The sequence below is a fragment of the Thermophagus sp. OGC60D27 genome (assembly GCF_052400625.1).
GTDB lineage: Bacteria > Bacteroidota > Bacteroidia > Bacteroidales > Marinilabiliaceae > Thermophagus.
The window spans coordinates 488587-512589 of sequence record NZ_JBQTGH010000001.1; the positions used below are offsets into that span (position 1 = coordinate 488587).

Annotated in this window: 13 protein-coding genes; 2 read left to right on the plus strand and 11 right to left on the minus strand. The window is 39.7% G+C overall.

The window, feature by feature from the left end; translation table 11 throughout:
- Nucleotides 1-347: 347 nt before the first annotated feature.
- From ACT29H_RS01950 to ACT29H_RS01980, 7 genes are all read right to left on the minus strand, one after another.
- Entirely contained in the window at nt 348-2045 is a 1698-nt protein-coding gene (locus tag ACT29H_RS01950) for a RagB/SusD family nutrient uptake outer membrane protein (protein ID WP_444819908.1), read from the minus strand.
- A gap of 14 nt (nt 2046-2059) precedes the next feature.
- Complete coding sequence (locus tag ACT29H_RS01955) at nt 2060-5380, minus strand: TonB-dependent receptor (protein WP_444819909.1); 3321 nt, start codon at nt 5378-5380, stop codon at nt 2060-2062.
- 86 nt (nt 5381-5466) lie between these two features.
- Nucleotides 5467-6501, minus strand: coding sequence for a FecR family protein (locus tag ACT29H_RS01960; RefSeq protein ID WP_444819910.1), 1035 nt, complete (start codon nt 6499-6501; stop codon nt 5467-5469).
- A gap of 312 nt (nt 6502-6813) precedes the next feature.
- Nucleotides 6814-7389, minus strand: a complete 576-nt coding sequence (locus ACT29H_RS01965) for an RNA polymerase sigma factor (protein WP_444819911.1) — start codon at nt 7387-7389, stop codon at nt 6814-6816.
- Nucleotides 7390-7746: 357 nt separating this feature from the next.
- On the minus strand, nt 7747-9366 hold the full coding sequence (locus tag ACT29H_RS01970) for an ArnT family glycosyltransferase (RefSeq protein WP_444819912.1): 1620 nt from the start codon (nt 9364-9366) through the stop codon (nt 7747-7749).
- A 26-nt stretch (nt 9367-9392) separates the two neighbouring features.
- Nucleotides 9393-10046 (minus strand): lipid-A-disaccharide synthase N-terminal domain-containing protein, encoded by a 654-nt coding sequence (locus tag ACT29H_RS01975; protein WP_444819913.1) that lies wholly within the window; start codon nt 10044-10046, stop codon nt 9393-9395.
- On the minus strand, nt 10043-10765 hold the full coding sequence (locus tag ACT29H_RS01980) for a glycosyltransferase family 2 protein (RefSeq protein ID WP_444819914.1): 723 nt from the start codon (nt 10763-10765) through the stop codon (nt 10043-10045). The genes ACT29H_RS01975 and ACT29H_RS01980 overlap by 4 nt, the downstream gene beginning before the upstream one ends.
- 479 nt (nt 10766-11244) lie before the next feature.
- On the opposite strand from ACT29H_RS01980, the gene ACT29H_RS01985 reads away from it, so the two are divergent.
- A complete protein-coding gene (locus ACT29H_RS01985) occupies nt 11245-12528 on the plus strand; it encodes a KamA family radical SAM protein (protein WP_444819915.1) in 1284 nt (427 codons plus the stop codon).
- 223 nt (nt 12529-12751) lie between these two features.
- Complete coding sequence (locus ACT29H_RS01990; RefSeq protein WP_444819916.1) at nt 12752-14431, plus strand: diflavin oxidoreductase; 1680 nt, start codon at nt 12752-12754, stop codon at nt 14429-14431.
- A 311-nt stretch (nt 14432-14742) separates the two neighbouring features.
- Here ACT29H_RS01990 and ACT29H_RS01995 read toward each other — a convergent pair whose 3' ends face one another.
- From ACT29H_RS01995 to ACT29H_RS02010, 4 genes are all read right to left on the minus strand, one after another.
- Nucleotides 14743-17913 carry a glycoside hydrolase family 2 TIM barrel-domain containing protein gene (locus ACT29H_RS01995; RefSeq protein WP_444819917.1) on the minus strand — a complete coding sequence of 1057 codons (3171 nt, stop codon included), beginning with the start codon at nt 17911-17913 and terminating at the stop codon, nt 14743-14745.
- A 103-nt stretch (nt 17914-18016) separates the two neighbouring features.
- The gene (locus ACT29H_RS02000; protein WP_444819918.1) at nt 18017-19657 is read right to left on the minus strand and encodes a glycoside hydrolase; all 1641 of its coding nucleotides are present in this window, start codon (nt 19655-19657) and stop codon (nt 18017-18019) included.
- A 97-nt stretch (nt 19658-19754) separates the two neighbouring features.
- Complete coding sequence (locus tag ACT29H_RS02005; RefSeq protein WP_444819919.1) at nt 19755-22166, minus strand: sugar-binding domain-containing protein; 2412 nt, start codon at nt 22164-22166, stop codon at nt 19755-19757.
- A 220-nt stretch (nt 22167-22386) separates the two neighbouring features.
- Nucleotides 22387-24000, minus strand: a complete 1614-nt coding sequence (locus tag ACT29H_RS02010; RefSeq protein WP_444819920.1) for a RagB/SusD family nutrient uptake outer membrane protein — start codon at nt 23998-24000, stop codon at nt 22387-22389.
- Nucleotides 24001-24003: the final 3 nt, after the last annotated feature.

The window sequence follows — 24003 nt, forward strand, 5'->3', positions numbered from 1 at the left end:
CTAAAAGTTTTAAACCCCAGGCCGTCGCAAAGAATCATCCAATAAAATCCTTTCCATTTAAAGATATGGGAACCTTCCCCTTTGGTAGACATCACTCGTCTACGCTCTGACCATTTATATAAATCTTGGTTCTACAGATAACAAAAGGTAGATGCTCCATGCGAAGAATCCTTAAAATACATCCGCCAACTCCCATCTGGCACTCTAATCACATCAGCATCCGAACTTCCAATCGAAAGATCAAAAACACCCAATCTTTAATATAAAAAATCTCCTATTACGAAACGAAATGAGTACACCCTGAACAGCAAAAATTGGAAGCTGTCCAGGGTGATTTTTTAAGTAAATTAATTATAACCTGGATTTTGCTGCAGCACTGCATCGGTATTAGCTTCAATAGCAGACTGTGGAATTGGCCAAAGGTTATATTTTTCCAACATTCCTACCCCGTCACCATTTGTTTCCGGATTGGTATAATAGGGGTTACACTTCTTTACCCGCTCGTAAAGCGTTCCAGTACGCATGAGAGTTATTCGCCGCTTTTCTTCAACACCAAATTCCCTCATTCGTTCATCCAAAATATAACCTAAACTAACTTCCTCTGCAGCAACCGGATTCGCATTAGCTCTGGCTCTAACAACGTTAATATCTGCAGCAGCCTTATCAGGGTTACCATCCATAAAATAAGCTTCTGCCCTTAAAAGATATGTCTCAGCTAATCTAAACATATACTGATCTGTATAAGTTGCCCCCGCACTACTTTTCAAAGCTAGAGTCTCCTTATTGGAGTACAAATTATCCGGATGATTAAAGGGAGTAGTACATTTCGTCTGATAAGCATAAAACTGTCTGGAAGGCACTTTGTCTGCAAGTGCCGGATCTTCAGTCGAAATAACCTGTCCGTAATAGGAAGAATTGGGGTTCGTGGCAACGAACTCTCTTACAAAATTGTGATTAGCGTTTCTTATATCATTATCAAAATCGCTCTCCCAAATTGTATTAGAAAAATATTGGGTTGAAATGGCCCAACCGATACCTCTTCCGCCAGTATAATCACCAATTGGCCAACTAAAAGGATTTTCTCCGTCAATCTTTAAATCCCGCACAAAAGGCCCATGATGTCTTTCCATCAAAAAGTTCCCTCCATTTTTTAGGGAAGCAGAGCTGGAAGCTCCTCCTGGTAAATCGGTTTCATATTGAATAACCCAAATAGCTTCTGTATTTCCAGCCGAACGGTTTTGATTATTCATCCTAAACAAATCCCAATAAACATCTCCCGGTGTTTCGGTGGCTCTGGAGCCAAATCTGGTTTGCATTAACTCCAGTGCTGGGTTATCAATTACTTCAGAAGCCGCATCAATAGCTTCGGTATAAAGTCCGGCAGATATATACAATTCACTTAACAAATGGTAGGCTGCAGGGGACGAAACCTCGCCATCTCTAACCTCTGTTATGTCGGGAAGGTTTTCTGCAGCAAAAAGCACATCATCAATAGCTTGTTTTAAGGTATTTTCCTTGGTTTCTCTAACATAATCTGTTTTGGGTGATTTAACCTCATCAATCACAATAGGCACACCCCCATATAAATATGCCAGAGTACGATAAGACAACCCTCTAAAAAATCTGGCAATCGCTTCAACTTCTTTCTGCTGATCAGCATCCAAACTTGAATCTGAAAGTCTATTAATTGTAGTGTTACATTGAGCTATTAACGTATAGAAAAAATCCCAATGAGATCTAGCGATGGAACCGGTTGGATCATACGCTGCCGTCATATTAGTATGGCGTTGAACCCCGGGCTCGCCATCAAAAACGATATCGGTTCCGTACAAATAATCCATTGGTCGGTTTTCATCTCTACCAAAAAACTCTAATCGAGTCAAACGATAAAAATCCACAATCGCAGCGTCAAAATCTTCTTCAGTTTTATATGCATTCTCTCCGCTCAAAAAGTCCAAGGGGCTTTCTTGCAAAAATTTCTCTTCATTACAGGCAAAAAATAAGCCCATATATATTATTGTCAATAACAACACTTTATTTTTCATATTTCTTCCTCCAATTAAAATGTGACGTTTAATCCTAAAGTAACACTTTTCATAACGGGTCTTCCACCATAATTGCTATCAGCCTCAGGATCCCATCCTTTCCAATCAGTAAGGGTTATTAAGTTCTTCCCGTTTAAATAAATGTTCAGATCTTTAATTCCATAGGGAGCAAGAAATGAACTCGGTAAAGCATAAGCCAATGTGACATCCTGGAGGCGAATAAAACTTCTCTGTTGATAGCTAGTAGGAACAATTTTTCCTGCGGTAATGGACCTTGAATAGGTGGCATCCCTGTTATTAGGAGACCATAAATCTGCAGCTTGTTCACTTATTAGGTTCCATCTCAAATTGTTATCGTTTCGGTAAAGAGCCATGGAATTGGAACCCAGATATCCGTCCTTTCCACCTTGCACCGAATTAACAAAGAAGCTAAAGGAAACATTATGAAATTTGAATTTATTCATTACCCCAAACCTATAAGCAGGGTCTCTTTTCCCTAGGATCACCCGGTCATCGGTAGTAATTTCCCCATCTTCCGTTACATCCCTAATTTTATAATTCCCAGGATTAAAACCGGCAGGAATGTCGTCATCCACCTGATAAATTCCATCAATGATATATCCATAAACCGCTGAAATAGGTTCTCCAATAAACAAATTGCTGGATATCAAATCATCCTCTATTCCATCACCGTCATTGTCTGCCCCCAAAAGAGTTATTATTTTATTGGAATTAGAAGAAATATTAAAGGTTGTAGTCCATTTAAAGTTTTTTCTTTCAATATTTCTGGATGTCACCATAAACTCAATCCCTTGGTTTCTAATTTCACCAACATTGGAACTAATGGAAGAAAAACCGGTGATAGTGGGAAGTGCAACATCATAAAGCAAATCATGTGTAGTAGTTTGATAAATTTCAAACGAACCATTTATTCGATTACCAAATAATCCATAATCAAAACCGGCATTCACCCCCTTGGTTTTTTCCCACTTAAGATCATCATTTTGCATGGATGCTAATTTCTGGCTGATTTCAGTGGAACCACCATCTCCAAAAACATAACCTGCCTGCGTTACCACTTGCGCAAGGGATTTATATCGACTGGTTAAATTCCCACTTACGCCATATCCTCCCCTTAATTTAAGATAGTTTAACCAGGGTACATCCATAAAATTTTCATTAGTAACAACCCAACCTAATGCTACTGAAGGAAACAAGGCCGTTTTATTATTTTCAGCAAATCCCGAAAATCCATCCCTTCTTAATGTGGCTGTAAACAAATATTTTTCTTTGTATTTATAGTTTGCACGAAACATTTGATAGAGTAGGGCCTCTTCCCAAGCATCCGAATTCGCGTATTGATTGGTTCCTAGTTCAAGACTGTTATAGCCCAAAGTCATTCGGGAAAAATCATCAGAATTAGAATTCGTATAATTATATTTTCGCTCGATAGCCCCGTACACAAAAGTGGCATTCAAACTATGATCACCAAAATTACCATTATAGCTAAGAATATTATCCAGCGTGTAATCATAATAAGAAGTATGATGTTTATAGGCACTCCCCGTTAAACCTGCCCCATATTTACTGGCATAAAAATGTTCATCAATTCGGTAATTATTCCCAAAATTAATTCTATACGTTAAACCTTTTAGGGGCAAACTTATTTCGGAATAAATATTGGCAAAGAAATAATTGTGCCTTTCCTGATCATCCACTTCAGACCCCATAAAAGGATTAGTATCAAGAGTATTAAAGGGGTATGGCTCCAATTCCCCATTTTCATCGTATGGCGTAATAAGGGGTGATTGCGTCCTCAAGCTCCAAAAATTGGGCTCTGCGCCATCCTGATTCACGAAAGAACCAAAAGATTGAATCCCAATTTTCCACCAATTTACCGGAGTAGCATCCAAATTTACCCTTATGCTATTCCTTTTAAAGTCATCATTTAATATATAATTTTTTTGATCGGTATGTCCAAAGGACAGAAGGTATGAAGCAACTTTATTACCTCCCGAAACACTTAATTTATTTTCCCAGATAGAGCCCGTTCGGGTTCCTTCATCCCACCAATTATAATCATAGGGACTTATTCCGTCACTTTGTTCAGAATCTCTCATCACAGCATCCGGCAAACTCGCGGCCAAATCAAATTCAGGATTAGGGGTTGTATAATCCGGCCCCTGATATGCTTTATCATAATAGAATTCTTTCACAAAAGAAAGATATTCCTCCCGATTCATAGGACGTAAATTCTTGGTTGGTTCTTGCATGGAATAGGAAGAAGAAAAAGATATAGAAGTTTTTCCTTCGCTCCCTTTTTTTGTGGTAATATGAATTACTCCGTTGGCCGCCTGAGCTCCATAAACAGCTGTTGCACTGGCATCTTTAAGAACATCAATACTCTCTATGTCATTTGGATTTATAGATGAAAGGGAACTATTATAGATAATTCCATCCAAAACGATAAGCACATTGCTATTCCCTGACAAAGTATTGGTACCTCTGACAGAAAAGGAGGGTGTAGATCCAGCACTGGTAACTTGTCCCACATTCAATCCCGGAACAGTACCCTGAAGTAATTGAACCGCATTGGTATTGGGCGACTCTTTAAGATCATCGATATTGGCACTAATGACTGCGCCTGTTAGATCAGACTTTTTCATCGTTCCATAACCTACCACAACGACTTCTTCCAGCCCAACCACATCTTCTTGCATCACAATATCCAATCTCAAATTATCGCCGATCTCAACTTCTTGGGTTTGCATACCAATAAATGAGAAAACCAAGACCTCAGCAGTCTCAGGCAAGGAAAGAGAAAAATTCCCGTTCATATCGGTTATGGTTCCATTCGTAGTCCCTTTAATGGTAATCGTAGCACCAGGAATAGGCTCTCCCTTAGAATCGGAAACGGTACCTAAAACAGTTTTTTTCTGGGGTTGCCCACTACGGTCAACCATCATTTCAGAAGGCGTAAGAACAATCTGACGTCCCATTACAGTAAAGCCGACTCCATCCTCTCGAAATAAATCTTCCAAAACATCTTTGATTTTTTGGTTTTCCGCATCCACGTTCACGATCCGTTCCACGTTGACCAACTCATTGTTATAAACAAAATAGAATCCGGACGATTGTTCTATCGCTCGAAGCACCTCTTTAACCTGAGCCCTCTTCATCCTAACAGAAACCTTCGTGTCTTGCGAATATGAAACCGAAGCCACCGCTTGACAGCTGATAATTAAAAACATTCCCAATGATAACCTCATCGCTAGTAATACTTTTCGCGGAAGAAACCCTGCAAAGTTTCTTCGCCATTGACAAATTTTTTTCATAAATTTGATCAGTTTAAGTGTTAAACAAATACCTGTCTGCAAACAGGTGTTAATTCAGGAAAGTGCTGCAACACTTTCCTGTTTTTCTATTTTTTTCTAAGAGTAACGATTCTCTTTTCATAGACATGTTCACCTCCTTCATTTTGTGGTCGTTTAATATTATAAGCTATTGGAGACGACGTGGTAATAATCTTTAAAAATTCTTCCAGTGTTTCATCCAGAAATGTAGCAGTGATCCGATACGCCAATAAATCTTGATCTTCAATCACATATTTAACGTTATATTTTCTGGCCATTGTCCTAAGAACTGATTCAAAAGCTTCATTAAAAAAAACAAATTTCCCATCTTTCCATGCAGTATATGGCTCCATATCATTCTCCTGAAGCACACTTATTTGCTGCAAATTTTTATCAAACCGAGCCACTTCTCCAGGTTTAATTTCTGCAAGTATCCTCAATTCATCACCTGAACTTTTTCGAATTTTCACCCCCCCCTCAACTAACGCAATTAATACATCAGGATCATTTTGATATGCTGAAAGATTGAAAGATGTCCCGGTAACTCTTAAGTCCAAGTCATTTCCAAAAGAAACTATAAACGGTTTATTCTTATCAGGTGCGATTTCAAAATAACCTTCTCCAACAAACTTTATCTCTCGCTTTTTCTGTCCCCTAAAAGTAGATGGAAAATAAATTTCACTTTCAGAATTAAGCCAAACATGTGTTCCATCAGGCAATTCAATATAACTTTGAATACCGGAAGGAATAGTCATTTTTGTCATAACAACAGGCTCTTGCTCACTAATTTTTAATACAATTAATAATGCTCCCAAAAGTGGCAACACTAGCATGGCCGCTGCTTTAGAGAAAGAATAGCTAAGTTTCTTAACAAAAGACGGTTTGACTTCAAATAAATTAATTTCATGATGAATATGGTCCAAAACCTGATTAAATCGAATAGGATTTCCCAATGAGTTATCGGCATCATAATTCTTCCAATGCTTACGCATAAAATCATGAAGTTTTCCTTCTCCCCCCAACCCAATTAAAGCAAAAACTGTCCTTTTAAATTCATCAACAGTACATTTCCCTGCAATATATTTTTGTAAATTTTCTTTCATTTTAAAAACATTCATTTATATAACGCATAAAAATGGATATTCCCCTATCCTATTTTTATAAAAAATGATATTTTTTACAATTATTTTTTTATCAATAAAAACCACCCCCCTTAATTGTACTCTATTTCTAAATAGAAACGTCCTTCAAGCAACATCAAATTCAAATCGGAATAAATATCGAACTATAATTAATTGAATTTTCCAAGCAAAAGAAATAACAAAGAAACTACCTTCGCTTCAATTATAGGATAAATACCTACCTCCCAACAAATTACACTAACGAATTAGAACAATAAATATTTGAGAGAGATTTTAACGCACAAAAAGATAAAAAAACAATAGTCCCAAGAAACCTCCAGCAGAGAAGTGGTTCTTAAAAAAGGCAAGTGCTTTGGTGAGTTGGTTTTCCACTGTTTTTTCCGATATTCCCAGTTGTCGAGCAATATCTTTATTATTTAAACCTTTCTTCCGACTTAGAATAAATATCTCCTTTCGCTTTTCTGGAAGTTTGGAAATTAATGCTTCGTATTGCTCCTCAAGAAAACTAAAATCAGTTACTTCCTTGGTGCCTTCATTATTAGATATTACAACACTACCTAGATATTCCAGATATTTTCGTTCAGTAGCCCTTTTCCTAAACAATGAAATAACTGCATTTTTAGTGGCAGTAAAAATAAAGGATTCTATTTTTGAATCCTTTTTCAATGTAGCGCGACTATTCCATAAATTAATAAACACTTCCTGAACAATATCGTAAGCATCCTCCTCATTTTTAAGGTATGACAATGCAAAACCAAAGATCTTTTTATGATAACGAAGGTATATTTCGTCCAAAACCCTTTTGTTTCCTTTGCTCAGTTCATGGATAACATTCTTTCCTTCCATCATAACTCAATTTAAATCATTACTTAACACAAAGAAACAATTTCCAGCAACCACAAAATTAATATTTCTTAACAGTATTCCAATTCGAGCCTTTGTTGATTTTATTTGGTAAACAAAAACTATTTTTTAACACTTGTTATTTAATTAATTTCATAATTCAAACAAAAAACAACTAAACTCAACAAAAAATCTCAATCTATCAAACCAAAATGAATCAAAAATTCATCACGATTTTATCAGATAATCTCAATTAAATCCGTCCTGTATTAAAACATAAAATTGAAGCCTCCAAGAGCTTTCATTTCTTTCCCCAAAGAACTAGAGCTAAGATCTCCTTTCATACGATGCTTTTTCTTCCTATTAATCCTTCTTTTTAAAGATATAAAACCTACTGACCAAACGGTTCCTCGAACTACCGAGAGAATTGATATCAAGTTTTCCTCGGTATTGAATTTCATATTGCTTGGACCCCAAAAAACAATCCTCATGAATATCAACATTTGATAAAACTACTGGTATTTTATCCCTGACAACCAACAAATCCACGCTACTTTCAACATAAGGAATCTTTTCTCCATACCACCATATGACTTCTGGTGCAATATATTTATATGCAAAAACCTGTAGTTTTTCTTCATTCACCATTTTTTTAAATGCCTTCACTTTCTGGCGACCATAAAAAAATTGAGTTTTAAACAAAGGAGGAATCAAAAGAAAAACCAAGGCATACAAAACAATAGCACCAATCACCACCATTTTTATTCTTTTTCGAACCAAATGATATAGCATATTTACCCCTATAAAAGGAAGAGCAACAAAGGATAACCAACCCCAAAATAAATTTTCCCTTAATGGCGATAAAAAAATCAACATCAAAAATGGTATTGCTATTCCAGCAACTGATATTAATCCAAAATTTATATATACAGGTAATCGTTCTGTCAGCTTCATGACCCCAAATCTCCGAACAACATATTCAACATAAAAACCGGTATTGATGGCAAGAGGGATAAGTACTGGCATCAGATATCGTGTTTTCTTTTCAGGAATCAGAGAGAGCATTACCACCGAAATTAAGGTCCATAACAAGCTAAAACGATAAGCTCTCAAATTAGCCACCCGATCCCTCATATATGGATAAAGGAGGCTAATAAAAGCAGGAATGGTCCACAATCCACTCTGTGCAAAAAAACTCCAATAATAGTAAAACGGACGAATATTATAACTCCCCCAATTAGAGGTCTCCCTTTGTGCAATCTCAAAAAATGTTTCAGGATCTTGCCAGTGCACATAGATATACCACCATCCCCCTACCAGCAACATCAATCCTACCGTAATCATTAACTGGTTTGCTTTTCTTCTGAGCTTTCCAAAAGTATGACTAACCCCAAAGGCCAATAAAAAGGGAAGCAACAACGCATACATCGATATTGGCCCCTTGCTCAAGAAAGAGAAACCTCCAAATATTCCGGCAAGCACCATGTTTTTCAGGGATTTCTTCTCTTCATTCAAAAAGTGGTAAATATACAATATGGCTATCAACATAAAACCATGAGTAAAAATATCCCACGGTGCTTCTATTATTATCCCGGCTATATAAAAGGAAGTAGCGGAAATTAAGGCATTAAGCACACAAAGTGATTTATCAAGATTTAATGCTTTGGAAAAAAAATACACGGTAACAGAAAGAATCATTACCATTAACACAGCAGGCAATCTCAATGCCCACAGACTATTTACCCCGAACATCAAAGATGAAAAAGCTGACAACCATGTAGGAAGAGGAGGTTTTTCATAACGAGGCAATCCGTTCATAGTGGTAAGAACCCAGTTCCCATCATTAATCATCTCACGTACAGTGATAAAATTTCTGGCTTCCATTATGGTTACCGGCAACAGATGAAGATGCGGAAGAAACATTATTGCCACCAAAATAAAGATACCTGCTAGTGGCTTTTTTTCAACAAAACGGATCATCATTTATATCTTGTAAGGTTGTTCTTTATTCAAATATTTTTGATCTTTTTCTGTTTGGCAGCAACAAAATAATGCAAAAAAAGATTTCTACTATAAATCAGAATACCGGATAATTGCCCGAGGATAATTACGGGATCATTCCTTGCTATGGCATAACCTGCAATGATAAGCGCACCAGTTATGCTTATTATCCAAAATACAGGGGGTAACAATGACTGCTTCTTTCTCTCAGAATAGATAATCTGATATACAAATCTGAAAGTAAAAATCATCTGACCTATGGTCCCGACCGTAAATAACTGTACTGATATCTCGGGATTATCAACAATTTCTTCCAAACTATAACCGCTTTTATTAAAGACTAACAAGGCAAGAGAAAATACAGGAGCACTGATAATGATCCAACGAAATAACGGAAAAACAGTTTTCCAATTTCGTTTCAAATGCAGATTCCGAATATAAATATAATAGGAAACAAATTGCCCACCGATCAATACTATATCTTTACGTAGAATACCATAGACAAGAAGCAGGAAAGAGGCTACCATACTTAATTGCCAAAAAATATCCGGAGACAACACTTTCTTTGCTTTCTCCGACAACAACCACTGAACCAGCAACCGCGCAGAAAAAAGACCTTGTGCGATAAACCCCAACCCAAAAACAAACGTAGGATTAATCATGAACGCTCTTGTATTTTGTAAATAATATTTCTTTTTCGCATCCAGACAAAGGCAAAAGTGTCCATCAAGGGCCCAACAAGACGGTTCCACAAATGATATTTGGCCTCACCTGCCAAACGGGGAAAATGACGTACCGGAACCTCCTTAACAGTCCCACCTTTTAGCAGAATTAGAGCAGGAATAAACCGATGCATACCTTTAAAGAAAGGTATTTCCTTAATCGCCTGCGTATTTATTATTTTTAACGGACAACAGGTATCTTTAATGTTATCTTTAATCATCCATCGTCTAAAAGCATTGGCTATTTGGGAAGATAATCTCTTAACCAAAGAATCTGAACGATTTTGACGGATCCCATTTACCATGGTATATTTCTTCATATATGGAAAAAACAATAAAAAATCCATCGGATGAGTTTGTAAATCAGCATCAATATATGCAACAAAAGGAGTATCTACATGGTCAAAACCAGCTTTCAGGGCCGTACTTAGCCCTGAGTTCCGATGTAAGGAAAGATATTCATACAATTCCCTGTTTTCTTCAGTAAACTGTTTAATTAAATCAAGGCTTCCATCATCGGAATGATCATCCACAAACAACACTTTTGCATTCACATTACTCTTCATCAGAAATTTGTCCAGTTCTTTTTTAAGCCCAGGTAAGTTTTCCTTTTCATTAAATACGGGAACAATAACTGTTAGAGTATATTCTGAATCCATTGATAAAAACTCTTTTATTCTTTTTACTATTCAAAATTAAGAGAATACATAATTTATATAAATGGTAGTAGCCAATATTTTACTCAAACAGCATTTTTCATTCCTTAAATGTCACTCCAAAATTCTATTTTATTAGTCCTCTCAAATAAATCTATATTCAATTCCCATGCTCACATACTACATAGCCAGAATAAAATATGGTGACGATACAATTAAGTTCTTAACTGAACAATCCCAACATTTTCCCGTTAAATAAATGCACTTCCCTTCAAAAACACATTTCTGGTCTGTTTATCGATAATAACGGACTAAGATTGCAATACATTAAGATTCAACATTTGATTCTTTAGGTAATTTCACCCGATAAAATCCAACCAGAAATCTATAAAGGGTTCCTTGGCTTGGAGAAATACTTGTCTAATCCATTCTCCTTCCGGAAGGCCCTATAATATGAGGTCTAACTTAAACATATTTAAGCTATGAAGTTTATTACTTACAATGCCAGAAATTTCCGAGAAATTGAGTACATGCGTTATCTTCCCGAAAAGGTTAAAAAGGAAATTGACATTGTTTCTAAAGTGATCCCTTTCAAAACGAATAATTACGTAGTAGACTATCTCATCGACTGGGAGAATTTCGAGGACGACCCCATCTTTATTCTCAACTTCCCCAACAAACAAATGCTTACAAATGACCAATATCGCCGATTAGTAAAAGTACTAAACAATCCGTCGGGCATTAAAGAAGCAAATAAAATCATCCATGATATTAGGATGGAGATGAATCCGCATCCTGCACAACAGATGACTAATGTTCCCACTATGGACGGCGAGGAACTCAAAGGGATGCAACACAAATACAAGGATATTGTGTTGTTTTTCCCGAGCCAGGGTCAAACCTGTCATGCCCACTGTACCTTTTGCTTCCGTTGGCCACAATTTATCAAAGACCTTGATTTAAAATTCTCTATGCGGGAAATTCAGAAAGTTATCAAATACATCCGCCAGAACGAAAGCATTAATGAAATCCTCTTCACTGGTGGCGATCCCATGGTAATGGATCCTGCAACCATAAAAAATTACATTGATGCACTCATTGATGCCCAAATACCCAATCTTCAAAATATCAGATTTGGAACTAAATCATTAAGTTACTGGCCCTTCACTTTCCTTCCCAAACACAATGAAGAAGCCACACAAATCCTGGATATTCTTAAGCACATTACCGACAGCGGGTTACACCTTTCTATTATGGCTCATTTTAATCATCCTAATGAGTTAGATACAGAAGTGGTTCAGGAAGCCATTCGCAACATCCGTGCTACCGGCGCCGAGATACGGACTCAGGCCCCCGTGCTAAATCATATCAACAACCGTAGCGAAGATTGGGCTCGTATGTGGAAAAAACAAGTCCAACTGGGACTGGTTCCTTACTATATGTTTATCGAACGAGAAACAGGTCCTTATAACTATTTTAGTCTTCCACTGGTAGATATTTATAAAATGTACCAGAAAGCGATGCGCGAAACGGGCAGTTTTGCCAAAACAGTGACCGGTCCCGTTATGTCGGCATCAAAAGGAAAGGTTCAGATAATGGGCATTGTCACTAATCCGCTCGACGGTTCAAAATACTTCATGATGCAATACATCCGTCATCGTAATTACAGCGAAACGTTTAAACCGTTTTTAATGCATTATGATAAACAAGCCACCTGGGTCGACCAACTCAAAGAAGTGGAAATACCGGAATTAATCCCCGGTTGATAGTCCCAAACGTCCGTTTTGTTGGCCATATTAATTATTATATAATTTATCTAATTCATTGGCCGAATGGAACTCGCATGGCTTAAAGTTGATACATGTTTTTGTTGTCACAAACCTTTGTTAATCATGCTCATTTCATTCGCATAAAGCTTTCTTAAATCATTAGCCGGATGAACATTGAAAGTTGCAACAAACATATTATGAATTAAAATTTATTTTAGCGATGGCACAAACACTACAATCTCAACATATTCAAAAAAAGCAAGAGAATAAGACAACCGAATCTGAGACGACCCTTCACGTAATATACGGCAGCCGTACCGGCAACTCCCAATCAGCTGCCATACTGGCGTATGATTATGCCCGCCATTTGGGCATCGCCACAGAAATTCACGACATGAATACGATGAATCCGGCCTCGATAGCATCCATGAAGAACATACTGGTGGCTGTCAGCACTCATGGCGAGGGCGATCCACCGGCCGTAGCCGAAAACTTTTACCATTATATCCATTCGGATAAAGCACAGCTCCCTGCCGAAACAAAATTCAGCGTTCTTGCACTGGGTGATAGTAGCTATAAAGATTTCTGCAAAACAGGTCACGATATCAGAAACCGGTTGCTGGAATTGGGTGCTTCGGAAATCTCACCGCTTGTTGAATGTGATATCGATTACGAAGAAAATGCCAAAAAATGGGTGCAACAAGCTGTAGAAGCTTTCGAAGCCATTGTACCCAAAACCATCCCGCAAAGCAAAAAAGAATTCGCCTTCGAGATAAACCGGGTCGATTCCGAAAACGACAACATTTTTTATGCTGAAGTAAAAGAGATTAAACGTTTAACGGATGCCAGATTTCCGAAAAGGACCCTTCACATGGTATTATCCATGGAAAAATTCGCGGAAGACTACCAACCAGGCGACTCTTTTGGAATCTATGTCCACAACTCACGTCTGTTGGTGGATAGACTCCTTAAACAATTAAAATTCGACGGTTCAACAACCGTTGAGACCGCCAAAGGGCCTCGTTTGCTTAAAGAAGCACTGGTTGAAAATTACGAAATAACAGTGGTTACCCCTCTATTGGTTGAAAAGTATGCCAAAATTGCATCCAACAATAACCTTATTTCCTTAATATCGGATAAAGCACTGCTCCATAGTTATTGTGAGACCAGCGATGTTTTGGACCTGGTAACCGACTTCCCGGGACCTGTTACACCTCAGGAATTAATAGACCTCCTTCGGCCACTGAATCCAAGACTATATTCTGTAGCCAATGCACCCGAGGTTTTCCCGCATGAAGCTCATTTTACCATTGGACTCATTGAATATACTCAAAAAGGAAGGCATCATACCGGGGTGTGTTCTACATACCTTTCCGACCGCATCGATGAAGGCGATGCCATTCCTGTTTTTCTGGAAAAAAATGAAAAATTCAGGCTTACCGAAGACGACACCAGGCCAATAATCATGATTGCCACCAGTACCGGCATTGCACCCTTCAGGGGTTTTCTGCAGCAACGTTTAAATAGAAAAGCAACAGGTGAAAACTGGCTTTTCTTTGGTGACCGTCATGCTCAAAGTGATTTCCTGTACAAAGATGAGTTGGAAGAGTTTCAAAAGGCCGGAATACTTACCCGGTTAGATACGGCCTTTTCACGCGACCAGGAACATAAAATTTATGTACAACATCGCATGAAACAACATAAGAAAGATCTCTTCCGATGGATCGACAAAAAAAAGGCAATAGTTTACGTTTGTGGAAACAAGCGAACCATGGGGCAAAGTGTAAAAGACGCGCTGGAGGATATTATTGCTTCAGAAGGTCATTTATCTAAAGATCAAACTTTAGACTACATTCAAAAGATGAAAGATGAAAAAAGATTGCTGATGGACCTATATTAACATCTTTCCAACAGATTATTAAGCATTTGTCGAGAGAAACTCGCACGGTTAAAGTGTAAACCTATTTTCAAATTGTGGGAAAGCCTCTTGCCATGGTCGTTTCATCTGAACCATATATAACAGACCATTCTGCTTACATTTGATTTATCAAGCTATAACGTGTGCTGTATTATGTGCTAAAAATGCAAAACCATGCTTCGGAAAGGGATTAGCCCATTCCGAAAGCATGGTTGCATTTTTTCTTAGCTAATTTAATTTCCAGCTAAAGGAACAATTGTTTAAACGACTTAGCTGGTTCTTCACCAATAAATCTATTTTACAAGCTTTATAACAAACCCGTAGCTGTACGATTTTTCGGTCAGGCGGTATTGCTCATGCGTCCAGGCGCCCCAGCTGGTATCGCCTCCAACACCCATCTGCTTCAGGTCGATATCCACCGAGGTCAAATCCCGCGGTTTCACGTCGGTTGTATGGCGCTGGACAGGACGCTCTTCGCCTTTTTCCCACCGGCCGTCGGTACGTCGGGGCGACTCAAAATCTTCCATGATATTGTGATGGGCAGAGACCTCCAGCAATTGTTTGCCTTCGAATCTCAGTCCTTCGCCTGCAGAATTGGTTATCATAACCCATCTGACATCGGTTTTATTGCCATTCTCCTGCGGACGGATATATGGCCAATACTGATCTGCTACGCTCCCGCTATACAAATCCACAAAGGCACTGGTCTTGCGGTCTTGATACGATTCATGGGGACCGCGACCGTACCACGTCATTTGGTCATATTCCCGTGGCATATGTAAGGTCATTCCCATTCTTGGGATTTCCGGTAATTCATCTGATACCATGGCAAAGTGATTATCCACTTCTACCTCAGCATTCCCCTTGACCAAATAGGTGCTTGTATAGTTTGCTATTTTTTGACCATTTTCGCTGTTTAGCAGATCATATTCGAATTTGACTTCCAGTTGTCCCACGCCTCTTTCCTCTACAGCGGATTTTGTTACTTTGCGGTTTTCCCCTGCCTTACGCCACATGCGACTGCGAATGGGCATGTTGTTCCCAAAATCATTATCGGTGGGCGCACGCCAGAAGTCCGGTTCCGGTCCTTTCAATAACAGCTCCTTATCGGCCGACTTAAAGCTGGTCAGTACACCTTGCGACAGGTCGAATGATACTGTAAAATCTTCGCCTGTGATGGTCAACTGATTACCTTGTTGTTCATACTTTAACGCCGCATAATCCTGTTGCTTATTCCCGGGAACATATAACGGCAATTGGAATTGCTCCGAAGCCAATACGGTTCCCGCCGGAACCAATCCATCTTCTTCTTTCAGTTTTGCCCTTACGGTGAGGAAATATTCAACACCTGGTTGGGGAGTAAAGTCCATATCTACCTTTACCCTTGTTTTTTCGTCGGGTAAAAGTGAAATCCCTTCTAATTTGCCGGACTTTACCAACTTCCCTTCGCCTTTTATCTCCCACTCAAAGGCAAATCGATCGGTACTGATAAAGGCATATTTGTTCTCTATAGAGATTGTACCCCTTTTTAGGTCTACCGGACGGAACTTTATGTATTGATACACTTTCTTTACTTCCTGCAAGGCGGGATGCGGAACCCGGTCGGGATTCACAACGCCGTTTATACAGAAGTTCCCATCCGACGGAACTGTATCAGGACCAAAGTCGCCGCCATAGGCCCAAAATTGCTCACCCTGTTCATTTTCGGTTAGTAACCCCTGGTCTACCCAGTCCCAGATGAATCCCCCCTGCATCATCTCATACGACTCGATTACATCCCAGTAATCCTGCAAATTACCTACACTGTTCCCCATGGCATGTGCGTATTCACATTGTATCAACGGTTTGCTGCCGTCTTCCTTCGCATATTTTATCATCCGCTCTATCTTGGCATACATCGGACAGAATATATCTGTGTTTCGGCCGCCATGAGCTTGCTCATATTGCACCGGACGTGTCGTGTCCTGAGACTTTAAATAGTCATACGTCGCATCAAAGTTTACACCGTTTCCGGCTTCATTACCCAATGACCAAATGATGATTGAGGGTTGATTCTTGTCACGCTCGTACATATTGCGCGTACGATAAAGATGGGAGGCCATCCAAGCTGTATCTTTAGCCAGCGATTCTTTGCTGTGTACCAAACCATGTGATTCAATGTTTGCTTCATCAATCAGGTACAAGCCGTAACGGTTGCACAACTCATACCAACGTTCCGGTTGGGGATAATGAGACGTCCGTACAGCATTAATATTATGCATCTTCATTGTGCGAATATCTTTCAACATCGTTTCTTCATCCACCACATGCCCATTGATATGGTGATGTTCATGAAGGTTGACACCCTTTAGGTAAACATATTGTCCATTTACCAATAAGGTGTTCCCTTTGATCTCGACTCGTCTAAAACCAATATCTTGGCGAATCACCTCCAACACTTCTCCACTCTTATTCTTCAATCTCATCACAAGATGGTATAAATTTGGGGTCTCAGCAGACCACTTTTTTACATTTTTAAAGGATGCACTGAATTCTGCTTCAACGTCGGCTACTTCAGAGACAAATTGTTCGACCACATCCTCCCCGTCGTACAAAGTAGCCTCCAGTGTTACCGGAGAATCGGTTGATACATTTACCAATTTGGTTTCCAAAGCAAACAACCCTGTGCTATAATCATCGCCTAGATTGGCAACAACTTTAAAATCACGAATATGCTGCCTTTCCCGTGCCATTAAAAAAACATCCCGGGTGATTCCCCCAAGACGCCAGAAGTCCTGATCTTCCAGATAACTTCCATCGCTCCATTTATATACTTCTACCGCCAATGTATTTTCACCAGATTTCAAATAGGGGGTAATATTGAATTCTGCGGGTGTTTTACTATCTTCACTATATCCCACTTGCATTTCATTGACCCAAACATACATAGCTGAACTTACCGCACCGAAATGCAGAAATATCTCTTTGCCTTCCCAACTCTTAGGAACTGTAAACGTCCGCTTGTAAGATCCTACCGGGTTGTAATGATCCTGTATCGTTGGCGGCGTCTTGGCATGTGGATATTGCACATTGGTATAGATAGGATAGGTATAACCTTCTAGCTCAAAATTAGAGGGTACTTTTATCGTCCCCCAATCCCGGGTATCATAATCATCTTTAAAAAACCAAACCGGTCGTACCGAAGGATTTTCCGACATACAAAACAACCATTCGCCGTTTAGATTTTGCAACAGCGAAGAGCTCCATTTATCATCTTTGGCAGCCTCAGACTCATTGGCATAGGGGACATACCATGCTCGGGGAGCTTCCTTATTAATCTGGTTAACCGCCGGGTTCTCCCAATCGGGCGGAGATTTCTCCTCATAAGGAACATTACTGTAATCGTTGTATCGGGTACATGAGAAAAAAGACAAACTCATCGCCAGAAATAGAAAACTGTTTTTCATTGCTTTATACTTTTTCATATTTTAGTGGAAAACAAATTTATTTGATCTTCAAATAAAAACAAATAATTATTAAATATCTCGTGGAGAATAAAAAATCAACATTCACAACCTTTTCCGATAATTATTTCATCTCCCCCACTAAGGTCACTACTGACCTCCCGCCAATAACAATCTCATCGGCGGGCATCTCGCCCTTTTCCAGGTCATCACTGGCAGAAGTGGTATAAGAATCAAATGTGTTTCCGACGATGGAAAATGAATCTCCCAGACTACCGATGGTCAACCTCTTGTCACTATCGGAATAATTCACAAAAACCAGTACCAGTTTATTTTCTTCCGTATCTTTAAAGGCAGAAAACATCACATTGGTGGCCATATACTCCTCAGATTTGGGGATAGAAAATCCCGATTTTACCCGCACCATACCCGGACGAACAAACCTGGAATAGTTTCCAAGAGCCCACAATAATTTGGATTCTCGGTAATATCCATCGGATTTGAGGGCTTCCGAGTCGGGATGAGAGGGACCGTTTATACCTCCGTTACCGTTATCCAGATAGATCAGTCCGTCCTTGTAATCATATTGTGACAGGGCAGTCCACCAACTCCAGGAACTGGCATAGGCCAGAGTAATATCGAAATGGATAACCCGCGCAACATACAGAGCAGTAGCAATACTTAAATCTCGAGACCAGCCTCCCCCTATATCATCGCTATATTCAAGGATACAAAATTCACTTTGCCAAAATCCCGGAGAAAAGCCATATCCACCCAATTTACTTCCTAGATTGTTTCTTACGTCCACCAGAGTGGTAAGGTTCGCCGTGGTCCAGTAGCTATGTCCCAAAACAACATCCTTAACATTAAGCAAATCACCAATGTAATAAGATGAAGAAGGATTAAAGAAGGCATCTATCTGGTTGCCGCGCTCTTCCTTTCCATTGGCTTGGTAAAGATACTGTAACTCGCCGGCTTCGGGCACAACGACCTGCGTCTGAAGATTCCTTCCCTGTAAATCGGTTGATAACGTTCGGACCAAAGTGGCAATATCCTGGTTGGTGGCAGGCGACCCCTCCTGGCCTGAAGATTCCCAATCCCACTGCGGCTCATTTACCGGGCTTAAAAAGTCAAAACCCATTCCTTCATCTTCAAAATGTTCACACACAGCAGCCAGAAACTCTGAAAAATCGGACATTCGACCACTTGCCAAGTTGATATTATTCCCCCCGGGTGAATATGCTTTTCCATTTTTAGTGAAATAAACCGGCGGGCTATTAACAAAAGCCAGAAAGGATTCGACGCCCCGTTCTTTGGCAGCATTAAGGAACCACTGCTGCCCAGACTGTTTGGTCCAATCATAAGTTCCATCTTCATTCAGGAAACATTCTGCTCTGCGCCAGGAATTATCTATGTTGCTTTCATTTCCTTGTTCTGCACTACCGGCACCTATGTTAAACCGCCACAATGAAAGACCAATTCCTTTTGGATTTCCTTCCTCATCCGTTTCCTGACTAAACAGAAGGTCGGCTATGGCTTCTCTTTTCTCCAGTGGCCAATTCTCGCCCACAAACTGCACCCGCCAGCAATCGGATGCCCCAAAACCCTCCATCTCCTGATAAGTCACGGTAGGATCAATATAAATTAATTCACCCTGTGAACCGGTACCATTATTATTCTCAGGCTCATCATTGCCATCCTTGCATCCTGACAAATAAAAAAATGCTATTACTGTCGGAAAAATATACTTTAAATAGTTTATCATAACTTTCTAATTTCAGAATAAAATTCACCAATGAGAATTCGTTATTAACGGAATAACAAAACCATATTATGGACTCTCCACATATTTTAATGTTGTTTTATTCCACCTCAAATGTGACAATGTCCTTTTCCAGCCAAGGGGAAGAAAAAGAGAGTTCAACATTACCTTTTCCTTCGGTTTTTATGTAGGCAATCATTCGTCCCTGGTAAACACGTTGTTTATTGTCATTGTAATTACCCATATCGGAAGTGTTGCTTGCCTCAAGCCCCAAAAGCTTCGCCGGCCCATGAACCATGCAGGTTACTTCATTATCCGACAGAAAAACATATCGTCCTTTTTCATCTATAATGCGGATTTCTATTTGTACAACATCCCCCGCCTTAACTGCCGAATTATCATTCCAACGATGAGCTTCAATTGCGAAAGGACGGCCTGATGTCTCTATCCGGTCCAATGCCACTAAACGCTGCTCATTAAAACCCCGCGCTTCAAGTATACCGGGATGATAAACCACATCCCAGATGATAACGCCGGTTTCTTCATTTCGACTTTTTTCTGAGCCTATTAATTCGCTGTTAAGGTATAATTGAGCTGCCTCACAATTGGTATAGGCAATAACCCTTACAGAGTCACCTTCCTGGAAATTCCACACTTTGGGAGCATCGATGAGCGATCTCCGACCTTTGGATACGGGATAGGTTCCCACATAAATCATCGGTTCATCACTCCACAAACTTTTCCTGAAAAATCCCCGGGGTTTTATAAATCCTGCCATATCCAACAATCCGGAATTGGAACCTCGTGAGGGCCACCGCCCTGCCTCTCCCAAATAATTAATCCCGGTCCATAGAAATTGCCCAAAGATGTATTCATTGTCGGTAACGGCTTTCCATGCTTTATAAGAATGTCCATTTTCACTGCCATAAAATATCCGGTAAGGATAAGTCTTATGGTCTTGTGCATACCTACGTTCGGTATAATTGTAGCCTACTACATCCAGTGCCCCCGGATATTCTGTTTCATTAGACATAACAGCGCCGGCCAAAGCTGCCGTAACAGGTCTGGAAGCATCAAACTCTCTGACAACAGCCGCCAAACGCTTAGCGATGCCCCCCAGACGTTCGGCTGAGGGTTGACTAGGTTGATAACCTTTGGTATGTTGCTGTTGAATGCCTTCTTTATCCAGTATGGGATGGGAATAGGGATCATTGGGATAATCTACTTCGTTGCCGATACTCCACATAAATACCGAAGGATGGTTACGGTCTCGCAATACCATATCTCTCAAATCAATTTCTCCCCACTCTTCAAAAAACTCATAAGCACCCTGGAAAGCCGGTGTACCAACATTCCACCCTTCGACCCACTTCTTTTTGGGGAACTCCCACTCATCAAAAGCTTCATTCAAGACCAAAAATCCCAATTCATCGCAAAGGTCATACAAAACCGATGCCTGCGGATTGTGGCTGGTACGAATAGCATTCACGCCCAACGATTTCAAGGTTATTAGCCGCCGTTTCCAAACCTCTTTGGGTACGGCACTTCCAAGCGTCCCGGCATCATGGTGCAGACACACTCCCTTTACTTTAAAATTTTTTCCATTCAGTGAAAAACCCTTATCAGGATCAAAGCCGAGTGTTCGGATGCCTAATCGTGTAGTTGTTTGGTCAAGGAACTGACCATCATCCAATATACTTGTTTTCAAATCATAAAGATAGGGTTTTTCCAACGACCACAATTGCGGTTTGACTAACCTTAATTTTTGTCGCACCAAATTGGAATCACCGGGCACGGCCTTTATCATTGATGAAGTAGAAGCGACTAAACGACCTTCTTTATCAAAAATATCCTGCTTAACCGTTAAATTTTTCTCTTGCAGAGAGGTATTATGCACACGCGTTTCAACTTCCACGACCGCCCTGTTTTTATTTTTCATTTGGGTATAATAGTAGACACCCCATTGGGCAATATGAACAGGATTGGCATATATCAAATAAACATCCCGGTAAATACCGGAACCAGTATACCATCGTGAATCAATAAATTTTGAATGGTCGACCTTAACCGCAATAACATTTTCTTCACCAAAATCAATCCAGGGGGTGATGTCATACATGTATGAGATATACCCATTAGGACGCATCCCTACGAAATGTCCATTAATAAAGACAGAACCATTACGATAGATACCTTCAAAGTAAACATACACCTTTTGGCCTTTTTTGTGTTTCGGAATATTAATATGTTTCCGATACCAACCGATACCTCCGGGCAAATATCCTGTGGCACTTGCCAGAGTAGGACTGTAGGGCTCTTCAATACTCCAGTCATGCGGCAGATCTACCCTTTGCCAGTTGGCATCATCAAAATCCTTTAGCGAAGCCTCCTGCAAGTCCTCTTTACTAAAAAACCAGTGGGCATTGATCTTTTCCGGTTCACCAAAAGAGACCTGAGCACCAAGCAGGGAGACATCTATCACCAATATCAAAAAAAACAAAAATAATTTCATAACAAACAATATATGTACTTATTTAGAAACAAAATACCCCGGACAACCTGTGAATGCACAAAATATCCGGGGTATGAAATTACATTTAAATCAGAAATTTCGGAAGAAATAAAGAAAAACTAATTTTCCACAATGTTATTTGAACTCAAACTCAAAAACCAAGAAACATAACATCCTTTAAACAATTTCATTCCCTCCAATCATATATTTTCATAAAATATCAATACCCCGGATTTTGAGACATCACACCGTTACTTCTGTCAATTTCCGACTGAGGAATAGGCCACAGTTCATGTTGACCTTCCTTAAACCGAATCCCTTTGTCTTGTGGCTCTTCAGGGTGAATGGTTTCATAAGGGTCAGTACTTTCATAAAGGTTATACTGAACAAAATAACCATTTGGCCCCATAGCTTCGGCGATACGAGGTTTTCCTGAAACAGGGTCGATTTGGCGGCGAAGATCATAGAGACGTAACCCTTCGGAAGCCAATTCCAGTCGACGTTCTTTCCAGATGGCATACAATAGATCATTACCTGTTAAATCATCTTTATCACCCAGTCCCACTCTTGTCCGAATGGTTTTGATATCCTCTTTAGCCTGCCCTTCGTTCCCGAGATAATAGGCAGCCTCAGCTCTTGTCAAATACATTTCTCCCAGTCGTAGAAGAATCATAGGCAATGGGATGTGTCTATCTTTAGTTGTCAGTTGGCGGCGCATGCTAATAGGCACGTAATATTTGCGCCATACCCGTCCCGATTTATTAATATCTACATTAAACTGATAATTGGGATTCTCATCTTCATCACCATAAACCGGATCACCAACAGTAATAATGGTGCTTTTCCGTCGAATTTCATCTCCTTCAGAGAGAAAAGCCTGTTCAAGATGTGAAGAAGGAACACACCAACCCCATCCGTCCATGATTTTATCCTCTTCACCTTCGGGCCAAATTTCACCGCGAGCACACATCACCACCGAAAAACGGTTTCCAACATTGTAGTTTTGTTCGCTGCTGGCATTAATCTCAAAAATAGATTCTACCCCGTGGTGATTATATACGCTCCAGATATCCACAAAGTTGGGCTCCAAAGAAAATGTTCCCTGACGAATCACTGTATCAGCGTAAGCATAAGCATTGTCATAATCTGCCATAAAAAGATAAGTTCTGGCTAACAAAGCTTTACAAGCCCAACTGGTTACACGTCCAAGATCTTCTTCATCATATCCTTCAGGCAATACAGAAGCTGCTTCTTTCAGGTCTTTAATTATCTGTTTATAAACATCTTCTTGAGAGGCTCTTCCCTTATTTAATCCGGAAGTTCCTTCCGGTTCGGTGATCAATACCACATCTCCAAAATTTTGAACCAATTCCCAATAGCTGAAAGCCCTGAAAAATTTGGCCTCTCCAACCAATCTTTCCTTCAATTCTTCACTAATGGAAGCATTAGGAATTTCACTAATTGCGATATTACAAGCTCCAATATTCAAATATTTGTAGGTATAAAAATTATTAATTGATCCTGGCGCATTAGATGCTTCCACAAAATAGTGGGCCAAGGCATAATGATCACTAGGATCCTGCTGTAGGTTACCCATCCAACCATCGTCAGTAGACATAATATTGGTAAGACGGATAATTTGCTGCCACCAGTCATCCCAATTGGCAAAGGATTTATAGAGACCGTTAACAAAAGCTTCGGCTTCCGACTCATTGGCAAAATAATTATCCAGGTTTTGTGATCCTCTTTCTTCAATGTCAATGAAGTCTTCACAGGCAGAGAGGCCACCTAAAAGAACCACTGCCAGTAACATATATAATATTTTAATCTTCATAAT

Bases quoted from the DNA above. Each gene is read 5' to 3' on its own strand.
- ACT29H_RS01950 (WP_444819908.1), bottom strand. From the start codon at position 2,045: ATGAAAAATAAAGTGTTGTTATTGACAATAATATATATGGGCTTATTT.
- ACT29H_RS01955 (WP_444819909.1), bottom strand. From the start codon at position 5,380: ATGAAAAAAATTTGTCAATGGCGAAGAAACTTTGCAGGGTTTCTTCCG.
- ACT29H_RS01960 (WP_444819910.1), bottom strand. From the start codon at position 6,501: ATGAAAGAAAATTTACAAAAATATATTGCAGGGAAATGTACTGTTGAT.
- ACT29H_RS01965 (WP_444819911.1), bottom strand. From the start codon at position 7,389: ATGATGGAAGGAAAGAATGTTATCCATGAACTGAGCAAAGGAAACAAA.
- ACT29H_RS01970 (WP_444819912.1), bottom strand. From the start codon at position 9,366: ATGATGATCCGTTTTGTTGAAAAAAAGCCACTAGCAGGTATCTTTATT.
- ACT29H_RS01975 (WP_444819913.1), bottom strand. From the start codon at position 10,046: ATGATTAATCCTACGTTTGTTTTTGGGTTGGGGTTTATCGCACAAGGT.
- ACT29H_RS01980 (WP_444819914.1), bottom strand. From the start codon at position 10,765: ATGGATTCAGAATATACTCTAACAGTTATTGTTCCCGTATTTAATGAA.
- ACT29H_RS01985 (WP_444819915.1), top strand. From the start codon at position 11,245: ATGAAGTTTATTACTTACAATGCCAGAAATTTCCGAGAAATTGAGTAC.
- ACT29H_RS01990 (WP_444819916.1), top strand. From the start codon at position 12,752: ATGGCACAAACACTACAATCTCAACATATTCAAAAAAAGCAAGAGAAT.
- ACT29H_RS01995 (WP_444819917.1), bottom strand. From the start codon at position 17,913: ATGAAAAAGTATAAAGCAATGAAAAACAGTTTTCTATTTCTGGCGATG.
- ACT29H_RS02000 (WP_444819918.1), bottom strand. From the start codon at position 19,657: ATGATAAACTATTTAAAGTATATTTTTCCGACAGTAATAGCATTTTTT.
- ACT29H_RS02005 (WP_444819919.1), bottom strand. From the start codon at position 22,166: ATGAAATTATTTTTGTTTTTTTTGATATTGGTGATAGATGTCTCCCTG.
- ACT29H_RS02010 (WP_444819920.1), bottom strand. From the start codon at position 24,000: ATGAAGATTAAAATATTATATATGTTACTGGCAGTGGTTCTTTTAGGT.